This window comes from Rhizobium redzepovicii (assembly GCF_019793435.1).
Classification (GTDB): domain Bacteria; phylum Pseudomonadota; class Alphaproteobacteria; order Rhizobiales; family Rhizobiaceae; genus Rhizobium; species Rhizobium redzepovicii.
Window position 1 is genome coordinate 1 of record NZ_JAILYH010000035.1, and the last position, 16667, is coordinate 16667.

Sequence of the window (16667 nt, forward strand, 5' to 3'; positions counted from 1 at the left end):
TCGTGTTATAATCAAGCAAGTCAATCAGACTTGCCATGGCGCGGGGTGGAGCAGCCCGGTAGCTCGTCAGGCTCATAACCTGAAGGCCGCAGGTTCAAATCCTGCCCCCGCAACCAAATTCCCTTAGATACTCCAAAGCCCCTCTCATGCAGGGGCTTTTTTGCGTTTCCGGACCTGGGGCGAGGAGTTAACACCTCAGCAGGGGGCCGCAACAAGGCCAAGCGACAATGAATAGCCGATCCGCCTACACCGCTTCGAGTGTCTGAACCACGTCCTCGCCGCGACAGATGAGGCGTGCATAACCCTCGGATCAACCCATTTATCGGTTCTTAAGCAAAAAATGACAGCTTAGCTCCAATCGGTGGTGGGGATGCAGTCGTGGTAAATGGTTTGATGTCGCGGGTTCGCATTCAGACGAAAGTGCTCGTACTTTTGGCGCCATTCGTCATTAGCCTATGCGCAGTGGGACTGACGGGGTACTACGCGTCCAGCCTTCTCGAGGGACGGATGGAGATCTCCAACCATGTTTTGCAGTCCCTGAACGGGTTCAAACATGTTTATTCCAGCATGACCGGCTTTCTGATGAAGCCGTCGCAGGAAGCCCGTGATACCGCGCTTACGGACGCCCGAGAGCAACTGGCAAACCTGAAGCAGACGATCGAGAGGCTAAGGCCGACGACCGATGTGGGGCTTCTTGACCGGGCGCTTGATCAGTCGCAAATCATCCCGCAAAAGATCGAAGCGATCTGGCAAATCGAAACGGGACAGCAGAAAATTCTCAGTGATGTGGACGCTGCTTCCGCGGCACTTCTTGACCTGCAAGGGCAGGTTGGCAAGCGCTCGTTCATGCTGATGGCCAGTGCAAAAAAGATGGAAAATGCTAACAAGAGCGGCCTGAGCAATTCCGTCTCCATCAGCGCCGCCGCCAGTGTCGCGACAAAACTTCGCAATGACTATACGAATGCGACGACGCCGGCTGATAAAGTTAGCCTGCTAGCCAAATATGCGTCCGAATTGCTAAAGGCAAAGGAGCAGCTTTCGTCTGCTGTCGCGACCGACAAACAAGCCCTTGCCGCGCAGTATGCCGCTGCAGTGGATGCCATCGCCAACGCTTCGAAAGTGCCGCCTGACACTTTGGATGTCCCAGCAACGGATACCGCCGTCGCCAATCTTGCTGCAACTGGCGACAGTCTCAAGACGATTGGCGACGATCTGATGCGGACCTCCGTGCTTGCGCTTGCCGCGTCGGACAAGGATATCTCGCAGGCGACGAATGTCGGCAACGCGCTGCGCGCCATCGTTAACAGCAATAACGAGATTCGCGTCGGCTTCGCCGAACTCGCCGGCAATCCAGACGATGCGCGAGTGAAGAAAGTCCAGCAGTCGATCTACATGTATCAGACCGAGCTCGGCCGTCTCGCCGGCGTGGTGAACGATGATCCCGTCTTTGGCGAAATTCCGAAGAAGGCTCAGCCCGTCCTCGATCTGCTCGCGGCGAACGCGGCAGCGCTCTCCGAAGGTGCGGCGCGCAAGCTGGCTGAGTTCGACAGCGCTGCGGGGCAGATCGATAACACCTGGAACCTGCTTGCTCAATTCGCCGAGACGCAGAGGCAAAATGCTGGGCAGAATCGTCAAGAGGCCAATAGGATATCTGGCGGCGCGATTGTCATCGGCATCCTGATTGCTATGACCGCGGGTGCCGCGCTGGTCGTCACCCTGAAGGGACCGATCACCCAGATTACCGCAGCGATGCGCAAGATCGCAGAGGGAAGGCTCGATACCACAATCACCGGCGAGGCACGAGGCGACGAAATCGGGGAAATGGCCCGTGCGCTTTCCGTCTTCAAACAAAATGCGCTATCGAACGTCGAAATGGAACACCAGGCCGAGATCGCTCGTAGCGATGCGGAATCTGAGCGCGCCCGCAACGAACTCGAGCGACGCAGCGCCAAGGCCCAGGTTGACGCCGTAATCGAGGCGCTTGCAGAGGGTCTCACGCGGCTGTCGCGCGGGGAGTTGAATTTTTCGATCGATACGCCCTTTGCCTCCGAACTCGACCGGATCCGCACCGATTTCAACATGTCGATCGCGGGTCTCAGGGAAACGCTCTGCGATATCCGCGAGACGTCTTCCCTCATCAGCGACAATGGCCGCCAGATGGCGGAAGCCGTTGATGACCTGGCCAGCCGAACGGAAAAGCAGGCGGCCGCACTTGAGGAAACCGCAGCGGCTGTGGAGGAGATTTCTTCTGCCGTCAACACCTCTTCAGGGCGGGCGGCAGCAGCGCTTGCACTTGTGCAACGCGCCAAACAGGGTGCAGACGCCTCCGCTTCAGTTGTCCAAAACGCGGTCTCGGCCATGGGACGAATTGAGGACGCCTCCGGCAAGATCGTTCAGATTGTCAGCGCCATCGACTCTATCGCCTTCCAGACCAACCTTTTGGCCTTAAACGCGGGAGTCGAAGCCGCAAGAGCGGGTGAGGCCGGCAAGGGCTTCGCTGTCGTGGCGCAGGAAGTGCGGGAGCTGGCGCAGCGATCGGCGCGCGCGGCCAAGGAAATCGGCGAACTCATCAACAATTCCGTCCGCGAGGTTGCGTCCGGCTCCGAGTTCGTCGGCCGTACCGGCGATGCGCTGATAGAGATTTCCAGCGAGATCGTCCACATTGTCGGGCATATCGAGCTTATGGCCTCGTCAAGCCGCGACCAGGCAACGACACTCCATTCGATCAACGCATCGGTAAACGATATTGACCGTATGACGCAGCAAAATGCGGCGATGGTGGAAGAGACGAATGCTGCCACCCGACAGCTGTCGTCCGAGGCGCTTGCACTTACCGACATGATTGCACGCTTTCGGCTGGAAGGCCCCAAGAACTCGGCTTCAAGAGGTTACGAGGCTGCGGCATGACGGCTGGATGTATTCGCGGGAGCCTGTTAACTCGCGTAGAGATACATGGCTGCGCTCTCGGCAGAAAGTCATGGCTGTTCGCCGGCGACCGTGGTGCCGATCTCGCTGCCTTCATGGCCAGGCTAACCATCAGCGCCAAGCTTAGTGATATCGATCCGCAGGCCTGGCTTGCCGACGTGCTTGCCCGCATCGCCGACACCCCGATCACTAGGTTTGGGCAACTGCTGCTGTGGAACTGGCGGTGGCCGAGCCTGCAAGGCCAAGCAGCCTAACTTGCGGCCCTCAGCGAATGATTACCCTCGTCAGAGGCCTGCAAGGAGGCAAAGCCGACGAAGAGAGACAGACTACCAAATCCTGCCCCCAGCAACCAATCTTTCCCAATTGCCAATACGCAAAAACCCGCCCAGCGGCGGGTTTTTGCGTATTGGGTAAGGCAACACGTTATTTCGACGAGTTGCGGGCTGCTTTCAAGCGACGACTAGATAGTTGCTAAATGGATAATATTCTAATATACCTAGATTAGGCGCATCTTATATTTTACGGTAGAGAAAAACGTCCGTCCATTCGGCGGCGCCTATTATTCTATTCAGAGGGAAGTTCGATTTGATGAAGTAGATCAGGGATTTATAGGGGGGAATTATGATGAAGTGGGGGTCTTCTCTACTCACGTCTCCGCATCGGAGGCATCGTCTTCTATCGGCAATCTCCGCGTTGTCTGCGTTCAGTGCACTGGTATTCTTCGCAGGGTTTGCGTCAGCGCAAGCGCCGACCGAGGAGCAGCGCGATGCGATCAAGGCAGAGTGCCGCTCCGATTTCATGGCGAAATGTTCGGGGGTGACGCCAGGAGGGATCGAGGCGCTCACCTGCCTGCAGCAGCATAGCGCTACGCTTTCGGAAGGCTGCCGGAAAGCGGTGTCGGCGGTGAACGTCAAGCCCAAGTCGACATCTGCGGAACCTGCGCCGGCGGCACCTGCAAATACCGCGACGGCCACCCCGGCGCCTGCAACCGCCACCCCGGCGCACCAGCCGACTCTGGCGCAGCGCAATGCGGTCAAATCGGCCTGTCAGCGCGATTTCATGGCGCAATGTTCCGGTGTCACGCCGGGCGGTGCGGCGGCCCTCAGCTGCTTGCAACAGCATAATGCCGCTTTATCGGCGCCATGTCAGCAAGCCGTTGCGGCATTGGGGGGATCGGGGGCGCCTACGGCTGGGGATGCGGCTGCCACCGGCGCGATCACGCCGGCCCCTCGGGCAATGCCAGCCTTCTCCCCGCGTGAGGAAGTGATGATCCTGCGGGAAACCTGCGGAGCAGACTTCCGGGCCTTGTGCCGCATGGTGCCTTTAGGGGGAGGGCGGGGCATTGCCTGCCTGCGCGACAATCTGCAGCGCGTATCACCAGCGTGCCATCGCGTGCTGACTTCGGGATTGTAGCGCCCGTTCGAGCCTTGCTCTCAGAAAGAGGTCGTCGCGCTCCAGCGAAAAATTTGGTGCGCGATCCTGCGAAGGCCGGCAAGCGCCCGTTTGCCCGCCTGCATTGCATCTCTCACATGTCATGTCCGGCTGCGGAAGATTCGGCAGTCGCCCATTCGCAATTCGATGAAATCAATGACGACACGAACGAAAGGCATTGCCATGTCATCGACTTTCTCTTTCCCGCGATTGAAGCGGATCCTCCTCTATGCCTCACTTGCCGCCAGCCTCGCACCGCCGACGAGCGCGTGGGCGGATGATGCGAAGGCTCTCCTGAAGACGATGTCCGATTTTCTAACGGCGCAGAAGACGATCTCCTTCACATACCAATCGTCGCTCGAAGCAGTGACGCCCGCCTTCGAGAAACTCCAGTTCGTCAGTTCGGGCACAGCCAACCTGACTCGTCCCGACAAGCTGCGCGTCACGAGGACCGGCGGCTTTGCTGACCTCGACGTGAGTTTCGACGGTTCGTCGCTGACGGTTCATGGCAAGAACCTCGACGCCTATGCCAAGATCGATGGCAAAGGTTCGCTCGATGATCTGATCGACAGGCTGATGACCGCAGGCGTCGAAGCGCCGGGCGCCGATCTTTTATCCTCCAATGTCTATGACGAACTCATGTCCGATGTGACGGAGGCCAAGCATATTTCCAGCGCGTTCGTGGATGGGGTCGAATGCGAATATCTGGCCTTCCGGACGCCTGAGATCGATTGGCAGATCTGGATACAGAGCGGCCCGCAACCGATACCCCGCCGTTACGTCATCACCAGCAAACACGTCGTCCAGGCGCCGCAATACACGCTCGAAATCAGCGATTTCAAAAGCGGAGCGGATGTCGCGGCCGTTTCCTACACGATTGAGGTTCCAGCCAGCGCAAAGACGGTCGATCTTAGTGAGCTGCAGTCGCTCGACGAGCTGCCTGAGGCTGCCGATATGGGAGAGGTAAAATGACCTATAGGAAGCTGTTCTTCGCCCTCGGCCTTGCCGGCGTTCTGACATTCACCGGCTTTCACATCGAGGAGCAGGGATCCATGTCGCTGTCGATCGGCTTTGCCACACCGGCGGGTGCAGTCATTGGCAGGCCGCTGACGCCGCTCTCCTATGCTGGTGTGGCCCGCCGGACGACGCGGCGGGTCGTCACACGCACGACGACAACCATCGCCGTGCTTCCGGCGGGTTGCCGCTATGGTCCCTATTACGGCGGCTATTATTATCGCTGCGGCGGTTATTATTACGCCAAGAGCGGCAACGTCTATGTGCAGGTGATCGTACAATAATTGCTGCGATCGCCTCACCCGACGTTCGATATCTCCGCTTCCTCCACGCTCGCGGCCGTGTTTGCGGGCGCTCTGCGCCGCTTCCAGTATTCCTCGAGGCGCTGCAGCAGCACGTAGAACGAGGGAACGAAGAGGATGGCGAGGCAGGTCGAGGCGATCATGCCGCTGAAGACCGATATGCCGATCGATTTGCGCGCTGATGCGCCGGCGCCCGTCGCCAGCACAAGCGGCAGCACACCGAGGATAAAGGCGAAGGATGTCATCAGGATCGGCCGGAAACGCAGGCGGGCGGCCTCGACGGCCGCGTCGAGGATTTCCATACCTTCCGCCCGTTTTTCCCGAGCATATTCGACAATGAGAATGGCATTCTTGGCTGCCAGCGCAATCAACAGGATAAGGCCGATCTGCGTATAGAGATTATTGGCCACACCCGCCGCCATCAGTGCCGCCACCGTGCCGAGCAGGGCGAGCGGCACGGCCAGGATGACCGCCAGCGGCAGGATCCAGCTTTCATATTGGCCGGCGAGCACGAAATAGACGAGCAGCATGGCGAGCGCGAAGATGAAGTAGATCTGCCCGCCGACAGCCTTCTCCTGATAGGAGAGCGCCGTCCATTCGAAACCGGTTCCCGTCGGCAATGTATGATCGGCGATCTGCTCCATGACCTCGAGCGACTGGCCGGAGCTGAAACCGGCGGCCGGTCCACCGACGATCGTGGCGGTGGGATAGAGATTGTAGAGGCTGATCAGCGAGGGACCTTGCGTCGAGGTGACATCGACGACCGTGCCGAGCGGCACCATCGTCCCGTCACCGGCCTTGACCTTCAGATTGCGGATATCGTCAGGGCTGACACGGAAATCGGAAGCGGCTTGCGCATAGACCTGGAAGGTGCGGCCGAATTTGTTGAACTGGGTGACATAGCTCGATCCGACATAGCCGGAGAGAGCGGAGAAGACCTGGCCCACGGTAATGCCCAGCGTTTCCGCCTTGATGCGATCGACCGAGACCGCAAGCTGCGGCACGTTCGAACGGAAAGGCGTGCTTAACCTCTGCAACGATGATTGGGCATTGCCGTTCCTGACAATCGTGTCGGCAAGCGATTGCAGCAGCGGATAGTCGGCTACGCCATTGCGGAGCTCGACCTGCATGGTAAAGCCGTTGGCATTGCCGACGCCCTGGATCGGCGGCGGCACGACCACCAGCGTTTTGGCGCTCAGCACATGCTGCAGTGCCTCGTTCAAATGCTGGTAGATCGACAACAGGTCCTGTCCCTTCTGCTTGCCGCGCTCGTCCCAATCTTTCAGAACGACATAGGCGACGCCGGCATTCTGCAGGCTGGCACTGTTGTCGAGAACGGAAAGGCCGCTGATGGTCAGCACCTGATCGACGCCAGGCGTGGCTTCGGCGATCTTGCCGACCTCTTCCATGACGACATCGGTGCGTTCCTTCGAGGCGCCATCGGGCAGTTGCGCACTGATCAGCACGTAGCCTTGATCCTCGACAGGCAGGAAGGCGGTCGGCAGACGGGAGAGCCCCCAGACGGCGACGCCGATCAGCGCGAGCGCTGCGATGGCCATGATACCGCTGTGACGGGTCATCGATCCGATCAGCCCGGCATAATGCCGTTCTCCCCAATCATAGCCCTTGTTGAAGCCGCGATAGAGGGCGTTACGTTTCTCCGGCGGAACCGGCGGGCGCAGCCAAAGAGCGCATTGTGTCGGTTTCAGCGTGACGGCGTTGACGGCGCTGATCAGCGCGGTCGCGGCAATGACGAGGGCGAACTGCCGATAGAGCTGGCCGGTCAGGCCAGGCAGGAAGGCGGCCGGAATGAAAACGGCCATCAGTACCAGCGTGATGCCGATGACCGGACCAAGCAATTCCTCCATCGCCTTTTCGGCGGCCTTTCGGCCCGACATTCCGGCCTCGATGTGCCGTGCCACACCTTCGACGATGACGATGGCATCATCGACGACAATGCCGATGGCAAGAACGATGGCAAACAGCGTCGACAGGTTGACGGTGAAGCCCAAGGCCGCCATGGCCGCGAAGGCGCCGATGATGGTGACCGGAACGGTGGTCGCCGGCACGAGCATCGCCCGCCAATCCTGCAGGAAGGCCAGAATGACGATGAGAACGAGAACCCCGGCCTCGATCAGGGTGACGTAAACCTCGTCGATGGAGGCCTCGACGAATTTCGTCGTGTCGAACGGCAGATGATATTCGAGGCCAGGCGGGAAGCTCTTCGAGAGCGCATCCATCTTTGCGCGCACCGCCTGCGCCACGGCAATGGCGTTCGCTTCCGGCAATTGGAAAATGCCGATGCCGGCCGCCGGCCGGCCGTTCTGCATGAAGGATTGGCTGTAAGTCTGGGCGCCGAGCTCGACGCGGCCGATATCGCGGACGCGCGTGATGCGGCCGCCCTGTCCGCTTTCGACCTTGACGACGATATTCTCGTAGTCGGCGGCCTCGTTCAGCCGGCCATTCACATTCAGCGTGTATTGAAAGATCTGCCCTTTCGGCACCGGCGGAATGCCGATCTGGCCGGCGGCGACCTCCTGGCTCTGCTGCTGCACGACACTGACAACATCCTGCGGCGTCAGGCCGCGCGCCTGCAGCAGGTTCGGATCCATCCAGATCCGCATGGCATATTGGCCGGCGCCGAACACCGTCACATTGCCGACGCCCGGCAGGCGGGCGAGTTCGTTCTGCAGATTGATGACCGCGTAGTTCGACAGGAACAGGCTGTCATAGCGGCTGTCTGATGAGGTCAGGCTAACGAAGCCGAGGATCGCCGTCGATTTTTTCTGCGTCGTCACGCCTTGAAGCTGCACCGCTTCGGGAAGCGAAGACATTGCGATCGCCACGCGGTTCTGTACCAGAACCTGGGCCTGATCTGGATCCGTTCCAATGGCAAAGGTGACGATCAGCGAATAGGTGCCGTCGCTGGCGCTGGTCGACTGCATATAGAGCATATTCTGCACGCCGTTGACCTGCTGCTCGATCGGCAGCGCGACCGTGTCGACGAGGGTCTGCGCGCTGGCGCCGGGAAAGCGTGTCGTCACCTGCACCGTCGGCGGGACGACATTCGGATATTGCGCCACCGGCAGCTGGTAGAGCGCGACCGCGCCGACGAGCACGAAGACCAATGCCAGGACGTTGGCGAGTACCGGTCGCTCAATGAAGAAACGCGAGATCATGCTGTTGTCCTCAGACGTTCAGATGAAGCGTGGTGGCGAATTCATTGCGTGATGGAGTTGGCCTTGGCATCACCGGCGGCATTGGCCGTCGGGTTCATTTCGATTTTCTCGGGCGTGACCTTGCTGCCGGGAATGGCCTGCTGGATCCCTTGAGTCACCACCCAGTCGGCCGGATCGAGGCCGGATTGAATGACCCGGAGCGCACCTTCACGCTGGCCGGTCTTGACCTGCTTCTGCTCGACGACGTCGTCTTTGCCGAGAACGAGCACGTAGCTGCCGAGCTGGTTCGTTCCGATCGTATCGTCGCGCACCAGCAGAGCCTTGTCGTTGTGGCCGACCGGCACCCGAACGCGCACGAAGAGGCCGGGCAGCATGGCGTGATCCTTGTTGTCGAACAGGGCCCGGACCTGGAGCGTGCCTGTGGAGGCGTCGAGCTGAGGCGATACGTAGTCGAGATGCCCCTTGTGCGGGTAACCTTCCTCCGTCTGCAGACCGATTTCCGCCGGTATGCTCGGGAGGTCCGTCTGCCTGAAGGTATGTCCCTGCTTTGCCAGGGTTTCCTTGATCATCAGCACCTGCGTTTCGCTGACGTTGAAATAGGCATACAGCGGATCGGTCTGGACGATGCTGGCGAGTTTGGTGGGGCCGGACACGCCGACCAGCGTGCCGATATCGACGAGATGATCGGTGACGATGCCGTCGAAAGGAGCGAGCACCTCGGTATAGCCGAGATTGATCGTCGCGAGTTCGACATTGGCTTGGGCGTTGAGGATGGAAGCATTCGCCTCGTCGAGGGTCGCCTTGGCGCTGTCGACTGCGGTCTGGGTGGTGACCTGTTGCTTCATGAGATTGAGCTGCCGGTCATATTCCTGCTTTGCGCCGACCTGGGAGGCCTGCTGCGAGGCGAGCGATGCCTTTGCCTGATCCAGTTGCGCCTGATAGGTGTCGCGCTCGATGCCGAAAAGCTTGGCGCCCTTCTTCACCATCATGCCATCTTGGTAGTCGATGGACTGGATATAGCCCTGGACGCGCGCCTCGATATCGACGGCATTGAGTGGGGCCGTATTGCCGGTGAGTTCGAAATAGAGCGTCACCGGCTGCTGGACCGGCTGTGCGACCCGAACCGGAGGTGGCGGCGGAGGAACATAGGTGTTGCCGCTTTCCTCGCAGCCGGCAAGAATTGTTATGCCGGCGAGCACCGCCAAGAGGTGCAGACCCTGATCCAATCTCACACGCATTGCCGCCGCCCCGATGTTTACGAGCCCCAGTCTTCATGCGTGCCTCGGCGGAGACGACCCTTCTCCGAAAAGTTCCGGGCATGCGATATTATGTCGCGGCATTGATGCAAATTGCAATAGCTGCCGATCCACAATTGAATTCAGTCGGAGTTCGCCGTTTGCGGGCACAAAGTGGCTATGGTTTTCCGAGCCGCTCGATGGCCGACTGCAAGGGTGCATCCGAAACATGGATCAGCCCGACATAGGGATTGGCCATATCCGTCACCAAAAAGATCGCACCCGCGACGGACAGGGCGCAAACGAGCAGAATTGACAGCACCGTCGGGTTGGCTGGCGCCTGCAGCCCGAAGGTCGCAAATAGCAGCGAGAGCCAGCAGACGAGAACGGCGAGGAAGGCCCAGGGCAAACCCTCTTTGCCGGATTCGACCAGCAGCCAGTGGGTCTCGGCCACCATCCCGCTCACATCCAGCGCCCGTGTTTGAAGACTACGCTGTACGGCATCCCTCGGCGAGAGGGATCGAAGATCGCCCTGAACCGCCTCGATATCCTGATATTCCCCGAGCGCCTTGCCGGACGCATCGTCGGTGGTCTCGGCAGACCAGCCACGGCTCAGCCGTTTCTCGATCAACTCATGCAGCAACTGCCGTGCCTTGTCGGTTTCCGGCCCATATTGCGCCATGACGCGATCAAGCAGGAGCACCCGCGCCGCCGCCGTTCTCATTTCCACTTCGGCATTGTCGTATGTCGTCTTGGCGGATGCAATCAAAAGGCCGAGCGCCAGGGCCGACAGCGTTCCCACCACCGCGGTCGCCAGCCTGATGACATCCTTGGATTCGGCATTGAGGTGGTGATCCGGCAAGCGGTTGCGCATCACCAATCCTATCGATGTTGCCGCCGATAGAAAAACAAAGACTAACCCGCCAAGCAAGAGTGAGTTCAAGTTCCGCTCCCCATCACGTCAACCCTGTAAGCACCGCGAGGCTTGCAAGTGGCGCGATCGTTACTGTCACCATAGCGGAAGACAGGCATAGCGTGGAGATTTTTACTTTCTTATTCTCGCATGGGTGGACGTCACTGCTGGAAAATGAGCAGCACGTAGGCCAGGAAAAGCACCAGATGGACCGCACCTTGCATCAGATGCGTGCGGCCACTGGCAAAGGTAATGATGCTGACCGCAAGCGTGAGCAGGAGCATCACCAGATCTCCGTGCTCCAGGCCGAGCGTCACGCTGTGTCCGTAGAGCTGGCTAACAACAAGCATCGCCGGCACCGTTAGCCCGATCGTCGACAATACCGAACCAAGGAAAATGTTGACGGAGCGCTGAAGATTGTTGGCGATAGACGCGCGCACGGCGCTGATTGCCTCAGGTGTCGCGACAAGAATAGCCATCACCACACCGCCAAATGCGGTTGGAGCATGCAGGGTTTCGATAATGTAATCGATCGGCCGCGCGAGCTGTTCGACCAGGAAGACGACGGGAGCCATATAGGTGACAAGCAGAACGGCATGCGGCCAGACCGGCCCACGGCCAACGACATGTTCGCTGCGAGGCGCCTGACGGTTGCTGTCATCCGCGAAATAGTCCCGATGGCGGCCGGCCTGAAGAGACAGGAACGTGGCATAGAGGCCGACCGATATGATGCCCAGTATCAGTTGTCTCGGTGCCGATGGATGCTGTCCGTCCGGGCCTGCGAGAAATGTCGGCATGACCAGGCTCAGGGTCGCCAGCGGTACGATTACCCCGAGATAGGCGTTGGCGCCCTGCAGGTTATGCTGCTGTTCCGGCCGCCGCCACGCGCCGAGCAGCAGCGACAGACCGACCATGCCGTTCAGAATGATCATGACGACGGCAAACAGCGTGTCGCGCGCAAGCGTGGGGTTGTTTTCGCCGTGAAGCATGACAGCCGATATTGCCATCACCTCGATCGAGGTGATGGCAAGGGTTAGAATAAGCGTGCCGTAAGGCTCCTTCAGCCGCTCCGCCAGGTGGTCTGCGTGCCGCACGACCGACAGAGCGGAGCCGAGCACGACGGCAAACAGCCACCCGAAAACGACGGTGAACCAAAGCGGATCGGAAAGCTGCCCGAAGAGCTGCTCCTGGAAAGCAAGAAATGCGAAGCTCGTCGCAACGCTGACGACGAGGAACCATTCCTCGCGCAGCAGGCTGGTAGCGCCGACGGCGCGCAATGCGGGACCCTCCGTCATCGAAACCACCCGCCTTCTGGCAAATACCGCCGCAATGCGATCATCAACACCATCGCGCCCCGCCCGCTGTCTCGCATCATATGAAGGGGAATCGTACCTCAAGCCGAGCGGCATGCAACCGTCTAAAGCGGAATAGCCCTGGCCTTATTCGCGGCCGGTCGCAGGGATTGCCGCGCCGGTGACGACGGCTGCGGCCGGCGAGATCAGGAAGGCGATGAGGCGGGCGATCGATTGCGGCGTGACCCAGCCGTCCGTTTTCGCATTGGGCATGGCGGCGCGGTTCTCAGGCGTGTCGATCGTTCCGGGCAGGATACAGTTGGCGGTGATGCGGTCGTCGCGGCATTCGGCAGCGAGCGCTTCCGTCAGTCGGATGACGGCGGCTTTCGAGGCAGCGTAAGCGGCTTGATTGGGGCCAGCCTTCAGGCCGGGTGCGGCGGCGACATGAACGATGCGGCCATAGCCTGATGCCTTCATCGTTGGGAGAACCGCGGCGCTGATCGTCAGCGCGGTCCGGGCGTTCGCGTTCATCATCGTCTCCCATTGGGCAGGCGCATCCGGCCCGACCGGCCCCATCTGGAAGGCGCCGACCGTGTTGACCAGGGCACCGACACCGCCAAAACGCTTGACGGCCCGGGCGACGGCTGCGGCGCAGGAGGCATAATCGGTGAGATCCGTTCCGGCGATCGACAGAAACTCGACGGAGGCGGGAAGATCGCCGGCCAAGGCTTCCAGCTCCTGGTTCGACCGGTTCATGCAGACGAGTTTGGCTCCGCCGGCAGCAAGCTCGCGGACAACGGCGCTGCCGAGGTTTCCGCCGGCGCCTGTGACGATGACGGCTTTCTGGTCGTTCATGGCAATCATCTCCTGGCGGGCTTTGGTGGCGCGCATTGTTGATCCAGGCTGCGCCGCAGCGCAAGCCCACGCATCCGCGTCCAGGTCGAAGATCTTGCGGAACTGCCCTTTTCAGGCAGTTCCGCCGTCATTGCTCAACAGTTTCGTCGGACCCGCCGTCAGTGATATTTCGTCCGTTCGCGATCGAGGATATCGGGCGCGTCAAGGCCGGAAATCGGGCGGGTGACATCGGCCGGGATGTCGCCGGTGAGCTGCAGGTCGAGATAGCGGGCGCAGCAGACGCGTAGGAAGGAGGTGAAGTTTCCAAGATCATGGCCGGCATCGATCGATTCATGATGCAGCCGGGTGATCAGCTGGACGACATTCATGCCGTCGCGCCGGGCGACTTCCTCAAGCTTCGACCAGAAGAAGTTCTCCAGCCTGACGCTGGTGACCATACCGTCGATGCGCAGCGACCGAGTGGTGCTTTCCCAGAGCCGCGCATCCGCCTTGATAAACAATTCGCACATGTCATCCTCCCGGTGCCGCCTCCTCAGGCGGCGTTGGTTTCGAGCAACGCTGCCGCATCGAGCACGGCCATGAACTGGCGCAGCCACGACGGATGTGCCGGCCAGGCCGGCGCCGTTACCAGGTTACCATCCGAGACCGCATCGGTGATCGAGATATCGGCATAGGTGCCGCCGGCAAGCTCGACTTCCGGCCGGCAGGCGGGATAGGCCGAGCAGGTGCGGCCCTTCAAGACACCTGCGGCAGCGAGCAGCTGCGCGCCATGGCAGATGGCGGCAACGGGTTTTCCGGCATCGAAGAAGTGCCGGACCGCTTTGATAACGTCTGCATTGAGGCGCAGATATTCCGGCGCACGGCCGCCGGGGATGACGAGGGCGTCGTAATCTTCGGGGCGCACGCTATCGAAAGTGGCGTTCAGTGCGAAATTATGACCGCGTTTTTCGGAATAGGTCTGGTCGCCTTCGAAATCATGAATAGCGGTGGCCACCGTCTCGCCCGCGTTCTTTCCGGGGCAGACGGCGTCGACCGTGTAGCCGCAGGCAAGCAGCGTCTGGAACGGCACCATGGTTTCGTAGTCTTCGGTGAAATCACCCGTGATCATTAGGATTTTTGAAGCTGGCATCGTATCCTCCTTTGAAACCAACCGCCGGAGATTAACAAAGAGCGGCGGGCAGAAGGTACTATGGGAATACTACAGCCGAAATTCCCTGAGAGTTAGAATAACATGATGCCGAAAAACCGCGCACAGTTATCGGCATGCTCTACACCGCCTTGACTGTCACATCCGGGACGGCGCAGGCCTCGCCGCCGGCGAAGAGGCGGGAGCGGGTGAGGAAGCGTTTCTCGCGGCCGTTATCGAGCGAGAACATGCCGCCGCGGCCCGGAACGACATCGATGATGAGCTGCGTATGCTTCCACGCCTCGAACTGGCTGGCGCTGATATAGACCGGCACGCCGCCGATCTCGCCGAGTTTGACGTCGCTGTCGCCGACCATGAATTCATTGGCGGGATAACACATCGGCGAGGAGCCGTCGCAACAGCCGCCGGACTGGTGGAAGAGGATATCGGGATGATCGTGCTTGATCTCAGCAATCAGGTCAAGAGCTGCGTCGGTCGCGAGAACTCGCGGATCGCCGTTGACGGTGGCTTCCATCGGTCTTCCTCCAAAGTTTTGGGAGAGATGCCCCTCCCCAACCCCTCCCCACAAAGGGGAGGGGCTAAGCTGCCGCTTTGGCTCGCAGAACAACAAGCCGGATGCATGTGCTGCGCTCAACAGTGAATACGGCGAGAGCCGCACGTTAAGTCCCTTCCCCTTGTGGGGAGGGGTTGGGAGGGTTTTACGCCCTCACCACGCCTCAGAAGAAGCCGAGCGCCTTCGGGCTGTAGCTCACCAGCATGTTTTTAGTTTGCTGGTAATGCTCGAGCATCATCTTGTGGGTTTCGCGGCCGATGCCCGACTGTTTGTAACCGCCGAAGGCGGCATGGGCGGGGTAGGCGTGGTAGCAGTTGGTCCAGACGCGGCCGGCCTGGATCTCGCGGCCGAACCGATAGCAGCGATTGGCGTCGCGGCTCCAGACGCCGGCGCCGAGGCCGTAAAGCGTGTCGTTGGCGATTTCGAGCGCTTCCTTTTCGTCCTTGAAGGTCGTGACCGAGACAACCGGCCCGAAAATTTCCTCCTGGAACACACGCATTTTGTTGTGGCCCTTGAAGATCGTCGGCTTGACGTAATAGCCGTTCGCCAGATCGCCGCCGAGATCGTTGCGCGTGCCGCCGGCCAGCACCTCCGCACCTTCCTGCTTGCCGATGTCGAGATAGGCAAGGATCTTTTCCAGCTGCTCGGTCGAGGCCTGGGCGCCGATCATCGTCGCGCTGTCGAGCGGATTGCCCTGCTTGATCGCCTCGACGCGCTTGACGGCCTTTTCCATGAAGCGGTCGTAGATCGATTCCTGGACGAGGGCGCGGCTGGGGCAGGTGCAGACTTCGCCCTGGTTGAGAGCGAACATCGCAAAGCCTTCGAGCGCCTTGTCGAGGAAGTCGTCGTCCTCGGCCATCACATCGGCGAAGAAGATGTTCGGCGATTTGCCGCCGAGCTCCAGCGTCACCGGAATGAGGTTCTGGCTGGCATATTGCATGATCAGCCGGCCGGTCGTCGTCTCGCCGGTGAAGGCGATCTTGGCGATGCGGGCGCTGGTCGCCAGCGGCTTGCCGGCCTCGATGCCAAAACCGTTGACGATATTGAGCACACCGGGCGGCAGCAGATCGCCGACCAATTCGGCCCAGAGCAGGATCGAGGCGGGGGTCTGTTCGGCAGGCTTCAAGACGACGCAGTTGCCGGCGGCAAGCGCCGGAGCAAGTTTCCACGTGGCCATCAGGATCGGGAAGTTCCAGGGAATGATCTGGCCGACGACGCCGAGCGGTTCGTGGAAGTGATAGGCGACGGTATCGTGGTCGATCTCGCCGATCGAGCCTTCCTGGGCGCGGATGCAGGAAGCGAAATAGCGGAAGTGGTCGATCGCCAGCGGAATGTCTGCCGCCATGGTCTCGCGGATGGGCTTGCCATTGTCCCAGGTCTCGGCCTGGGCGAGCAATTCCAGCTTGTCCTCCATCCGCTGGGCGATCTTCATGAGGATATTGGAGCGCTCGGCAGCCGAGGTGCGGCCCCATTTCTCCTTGGCCGCATGGGCGGCGTCGAGCGCAAGATTGATGTCCTTTTCATCGGAGCGGGGAATGTCGCAGAGCTTGCCGCCGGTCACCGGTGTCAGGTTTTCGAAGTATTTGCCCCCGACAGGCTCGCGCCATTCGCCGCCGATGTAGTTGCCGTATTTCAGCTTGAACGGCGATTCGACGATTTTCTGATGAAGCATGTCATCCTCCCTTGATGGTCCAGGTTCCGAAGCGAACCAGTGGGAGGAAAATGTGCATGTTTTGGCGGAGGGAACAGGGCGGCCTTTCAATACCGCAGCGCACAGTGTCGCACGGATGCGACAGCTCGCGTCACGATCGAAGGCGTCGG

General features: G+C 60.4%; 13 protein-coding genes, 1 tRNA gene and 1 pseudogene. 6 read left to right on the forward strand and 9 right to left on the reverse strand.

Annotation, left to right across the window (positions count from 1 at the left end; genetic code table 11):
* Positions 1–39: 39 nt before the first annotated feature.
* From K6N12_RS32490 to K6N12_RS32515, 6 genes and pseudogenes are all read left to right on the forward strand, one after another.
* A tRNA-Met gene (locus K6N12_RS32490) sits at positions 40–116 on the forward strand.
* 262 nt (positions 117–378) lie between these two features.
* Entirely contained in the window at positions 379–2907 is a 2529-nt protein-coding gene (locus tag K6N12_RS32495) for a methyl-accepting chemotaxis protein (protein ID WP_097630010.1), read from the forward strand.
* A 47-nt stretch (positions 2908–2954) separates the two neighbouring features.
* Positions 2955–3179, forward strand: a pseudogene (locus tag K6N12_RS32500) (transposase domain-containing protein); the annotation flags it as partial.
* 367 nt (positions 3180–3546) lie between these two features.
* The gene (locus tag K6N12_RS32505; RefSeq protein WP_097630009.1) at positions 3547–4338 is read left to right on the forward strand and encodes a hypothetical protein; all 792 of its coding nucleotides are present in this window, start codon (positions 3547–3549) and stop codon (positions 4336–4338) included.
* A 201-nt stretch (positions 4339–4539) separates the two neighbouring features.
* Positions 4540–5328 (forward strand): DUF2092 domain-containing protein, encoded by a 789-nt coding sequence (locus K6N12_RS32510; RefSeq protein ID WP_097630013.1) that lies wholly within the window; start codon positions 4540–4542, stop codon positions 5326–5328.
* Positions 5325–5654, forward strand: coding sequence for a hypothetical protein (locus tag K6N12_RS32515; protein WP_097630008.1), 330 nt, complete (start codon positions 5325–5327; stop codon positions 5652–5654). Before K6N12_RS32510 ends, K6N12_RS32515 begins: the two co-directional genes overlap by 4 nt.
* Positions 5655–5668: 14 nt before the next feature.
* Here K6N12_RS32515 and K6N12_RS32520 read toward each other — a convergent pair whose 3' ends face one another.
* The 9 genes from K6N12_RS32520 to adh form a co-directional block, all read right to left on the reverse strand.
* The gene (locus K6N12_RS32520; RefSeq protein ID WP_097630007.1) at positions 5669–8851 is read right to left on the reverse strand and encodes an efflux RND transporter permease subunit; all 3183 of its coding nucleotides are present in this window, start codon (positions 8849–8851) and stop codon (positions 5669–5671) included.
* Between the two features lie 41 nt (positions 8852–8892).
* Positions 8893–10089, reverse strand: a complete 1197-nt coding sequence (locus tag K6N12_RS32525) for an efflux RND transporter periplasmic adaptor subunit (RefSeq protein WP_097630006.1) — start codon at positions 10087–10089, stop codon at positions 8893–8895.
* A 175-nt stretch (positions 10090–10264) separates the two neighbouring features.
* Complete coding sequence (locus tag K6N12_RS32530) at positions 10265–11029, reverse strand: bestrophin-like domain (protein WP_179867211.1); 765 nt, start codon at positions 11027–11029, stop codon at positions 10265–10267.
* Positions 11030–11160: 131 nt separating this feature from the next.
* On the reverse strand, positions 11161–12294 hold the full coding sequence (locus K6N12_RS32535; RefSeq protein ID WP_097630012.1) for a calcium:cation antiporter: 1134 nt from the start codon (positions 12292–12294) through the stop codon (positions 11161–11163).
* Between the two features lie 144 nt (positions 12295–12438).
* Positions 12439–13146, reverse strand: a complete 708-nt coding sequence (locus K6N12_RS32540) for an SDR family NAD(P)-dependent oxidoreductase (protein WP_097630011.1) — start codon at positions 13144–13146, stop codon at positions 12439–12441.
* Between the two features lie 158 nt (positions 13147–13304).
* Positions 13305–13655: a ribbon-helix-helix domain-containing protein gene (locus K6N12_RS32545; protein WP_097630004.1), complete on the reverse strand. Its 351-nt coding sequence runs from the start codon at positions 13653–13655 to the stop codon at positions 13305–13307.
* A gap of 23 nt (positions 13656–13678) precedes the next feature.
* Positions 13679–14275, reverse strand: coding sequence for a DJ-1/PfpI family protein (locus K6N12_RS32550; protein WP_131711864.1), 597 nt, complete (start codon positions 14273–14275; stop codon positions 13679–13681).
* Positions 14276–14414: 139 nt separating this feature from the next.
* Complete coding sequence (locus K6N12_RS32555; protein WP_097630002.1) at positions 14415–14807, reverse strand: DUF779 domain-containing protein; 393 nt, start codon at positions 14805–14807, stop codon at positions 14415–14417.
* A 202-nt stretch (positions 14808–15009) separates the two neighbouring features.
* Positions 15010–16518, reverse strand: a complete 1509-nt coding sequence (gene adh / locus K6N12_RS32560) for an aldehyde dehydrogenase (protein ID WP_097630001.1) — start codon at positions 16516–16518, stop codon at positions 15010–15012.
* Positions 16519–16667: the final 149 nt, after the last annotated feature.

What these genes read in the sequence shown, in the direction of transcription:
- K6N12_RS32505 (WP_097630009.1), top strand. Translation starts at nt 3,547, where the DNA reads ATGATGAAGTGGGGGTCTTCTCTACTCACGTCTCCGCATCGGAGGCAT.
- K6N12_RS32510 (WP_097630013.1), top strand. Translation starts at nt 4,540, where the DNA reads ATGTCATCGACTTTCTCTTTCCCGCGATTGAAGCGGATCCTCCTCTAT.
- K6N12_RS32515 (WP_097630008.1), top strand. Translation starts at nt 5,325, where the DNA reads ATGACCTATAGGAAGCTGTTCTTCGCCCTCGGCCTTGCCGGCGTTCTG.
- K6N12_RS32520 (WP_097630007.1), bottom strand. Translation starts at nt 8,851, where the DNA reads ATGATCTCGCGTTTCTTCATTGAGCGACCGGTACTCGCCAACGTCCTG.
- K6N12_RS32525 (WP_097630006.1), bottom strand. Translation starts at nt 10,089, where the DNA reads ATGCGTGTGAGATTGGATCAGGGTCTGCACCTCTTGGCGGTGCTCGCC.
- K6N12_RS32535 (WP_097630012.1), bottom strand. Translation starts at nt 12,294, where the DNA reads ATGACGGAGGGTCCCGCATTGCGCGCCGTCGGCGCTACCAGCCTGCTG.
- K6N12_RS32540 (WP_097630011.1), bottom strand. Translation starts at nt 13,146, where the DNA reads ATGAACGACCAGAAAGCCGTCATCGTCACAGGCGCCGGCGGAAACCTC.
- K6N12_RS32545 (WP_097630004.1), bottom strand. Translation starts at nt 13,655, where the DNA reads ATGTGCGAATTGTTTATCAAGGCGGATGCGCGGCTCTGGGAAAGCACC.
- K6N12_RS32550 (WP_131711864.1), bottom strand. Translation starts at nt 14,275, where the DNA reads ATGCCAGCTTCAAAAATCCTAATGATCACGGGTGATTTCACCGAAGAC.
- K6N12_RS32555 (WP_097630002.1), bottom strand. Translation starts at nt 14,807, where the DNA reads ATGGAAGCCACCGTCAACGGCGATCCGCGAGTTCTCGCGACCGACGCA.
- adh (WP_097630001.1), bottom strand. Translation starts at nt 16,518, where the DNA reads ATGCTTCATCAGAAAATCGTCGAATCGCCGTTCAAGCTGAAATACGGC.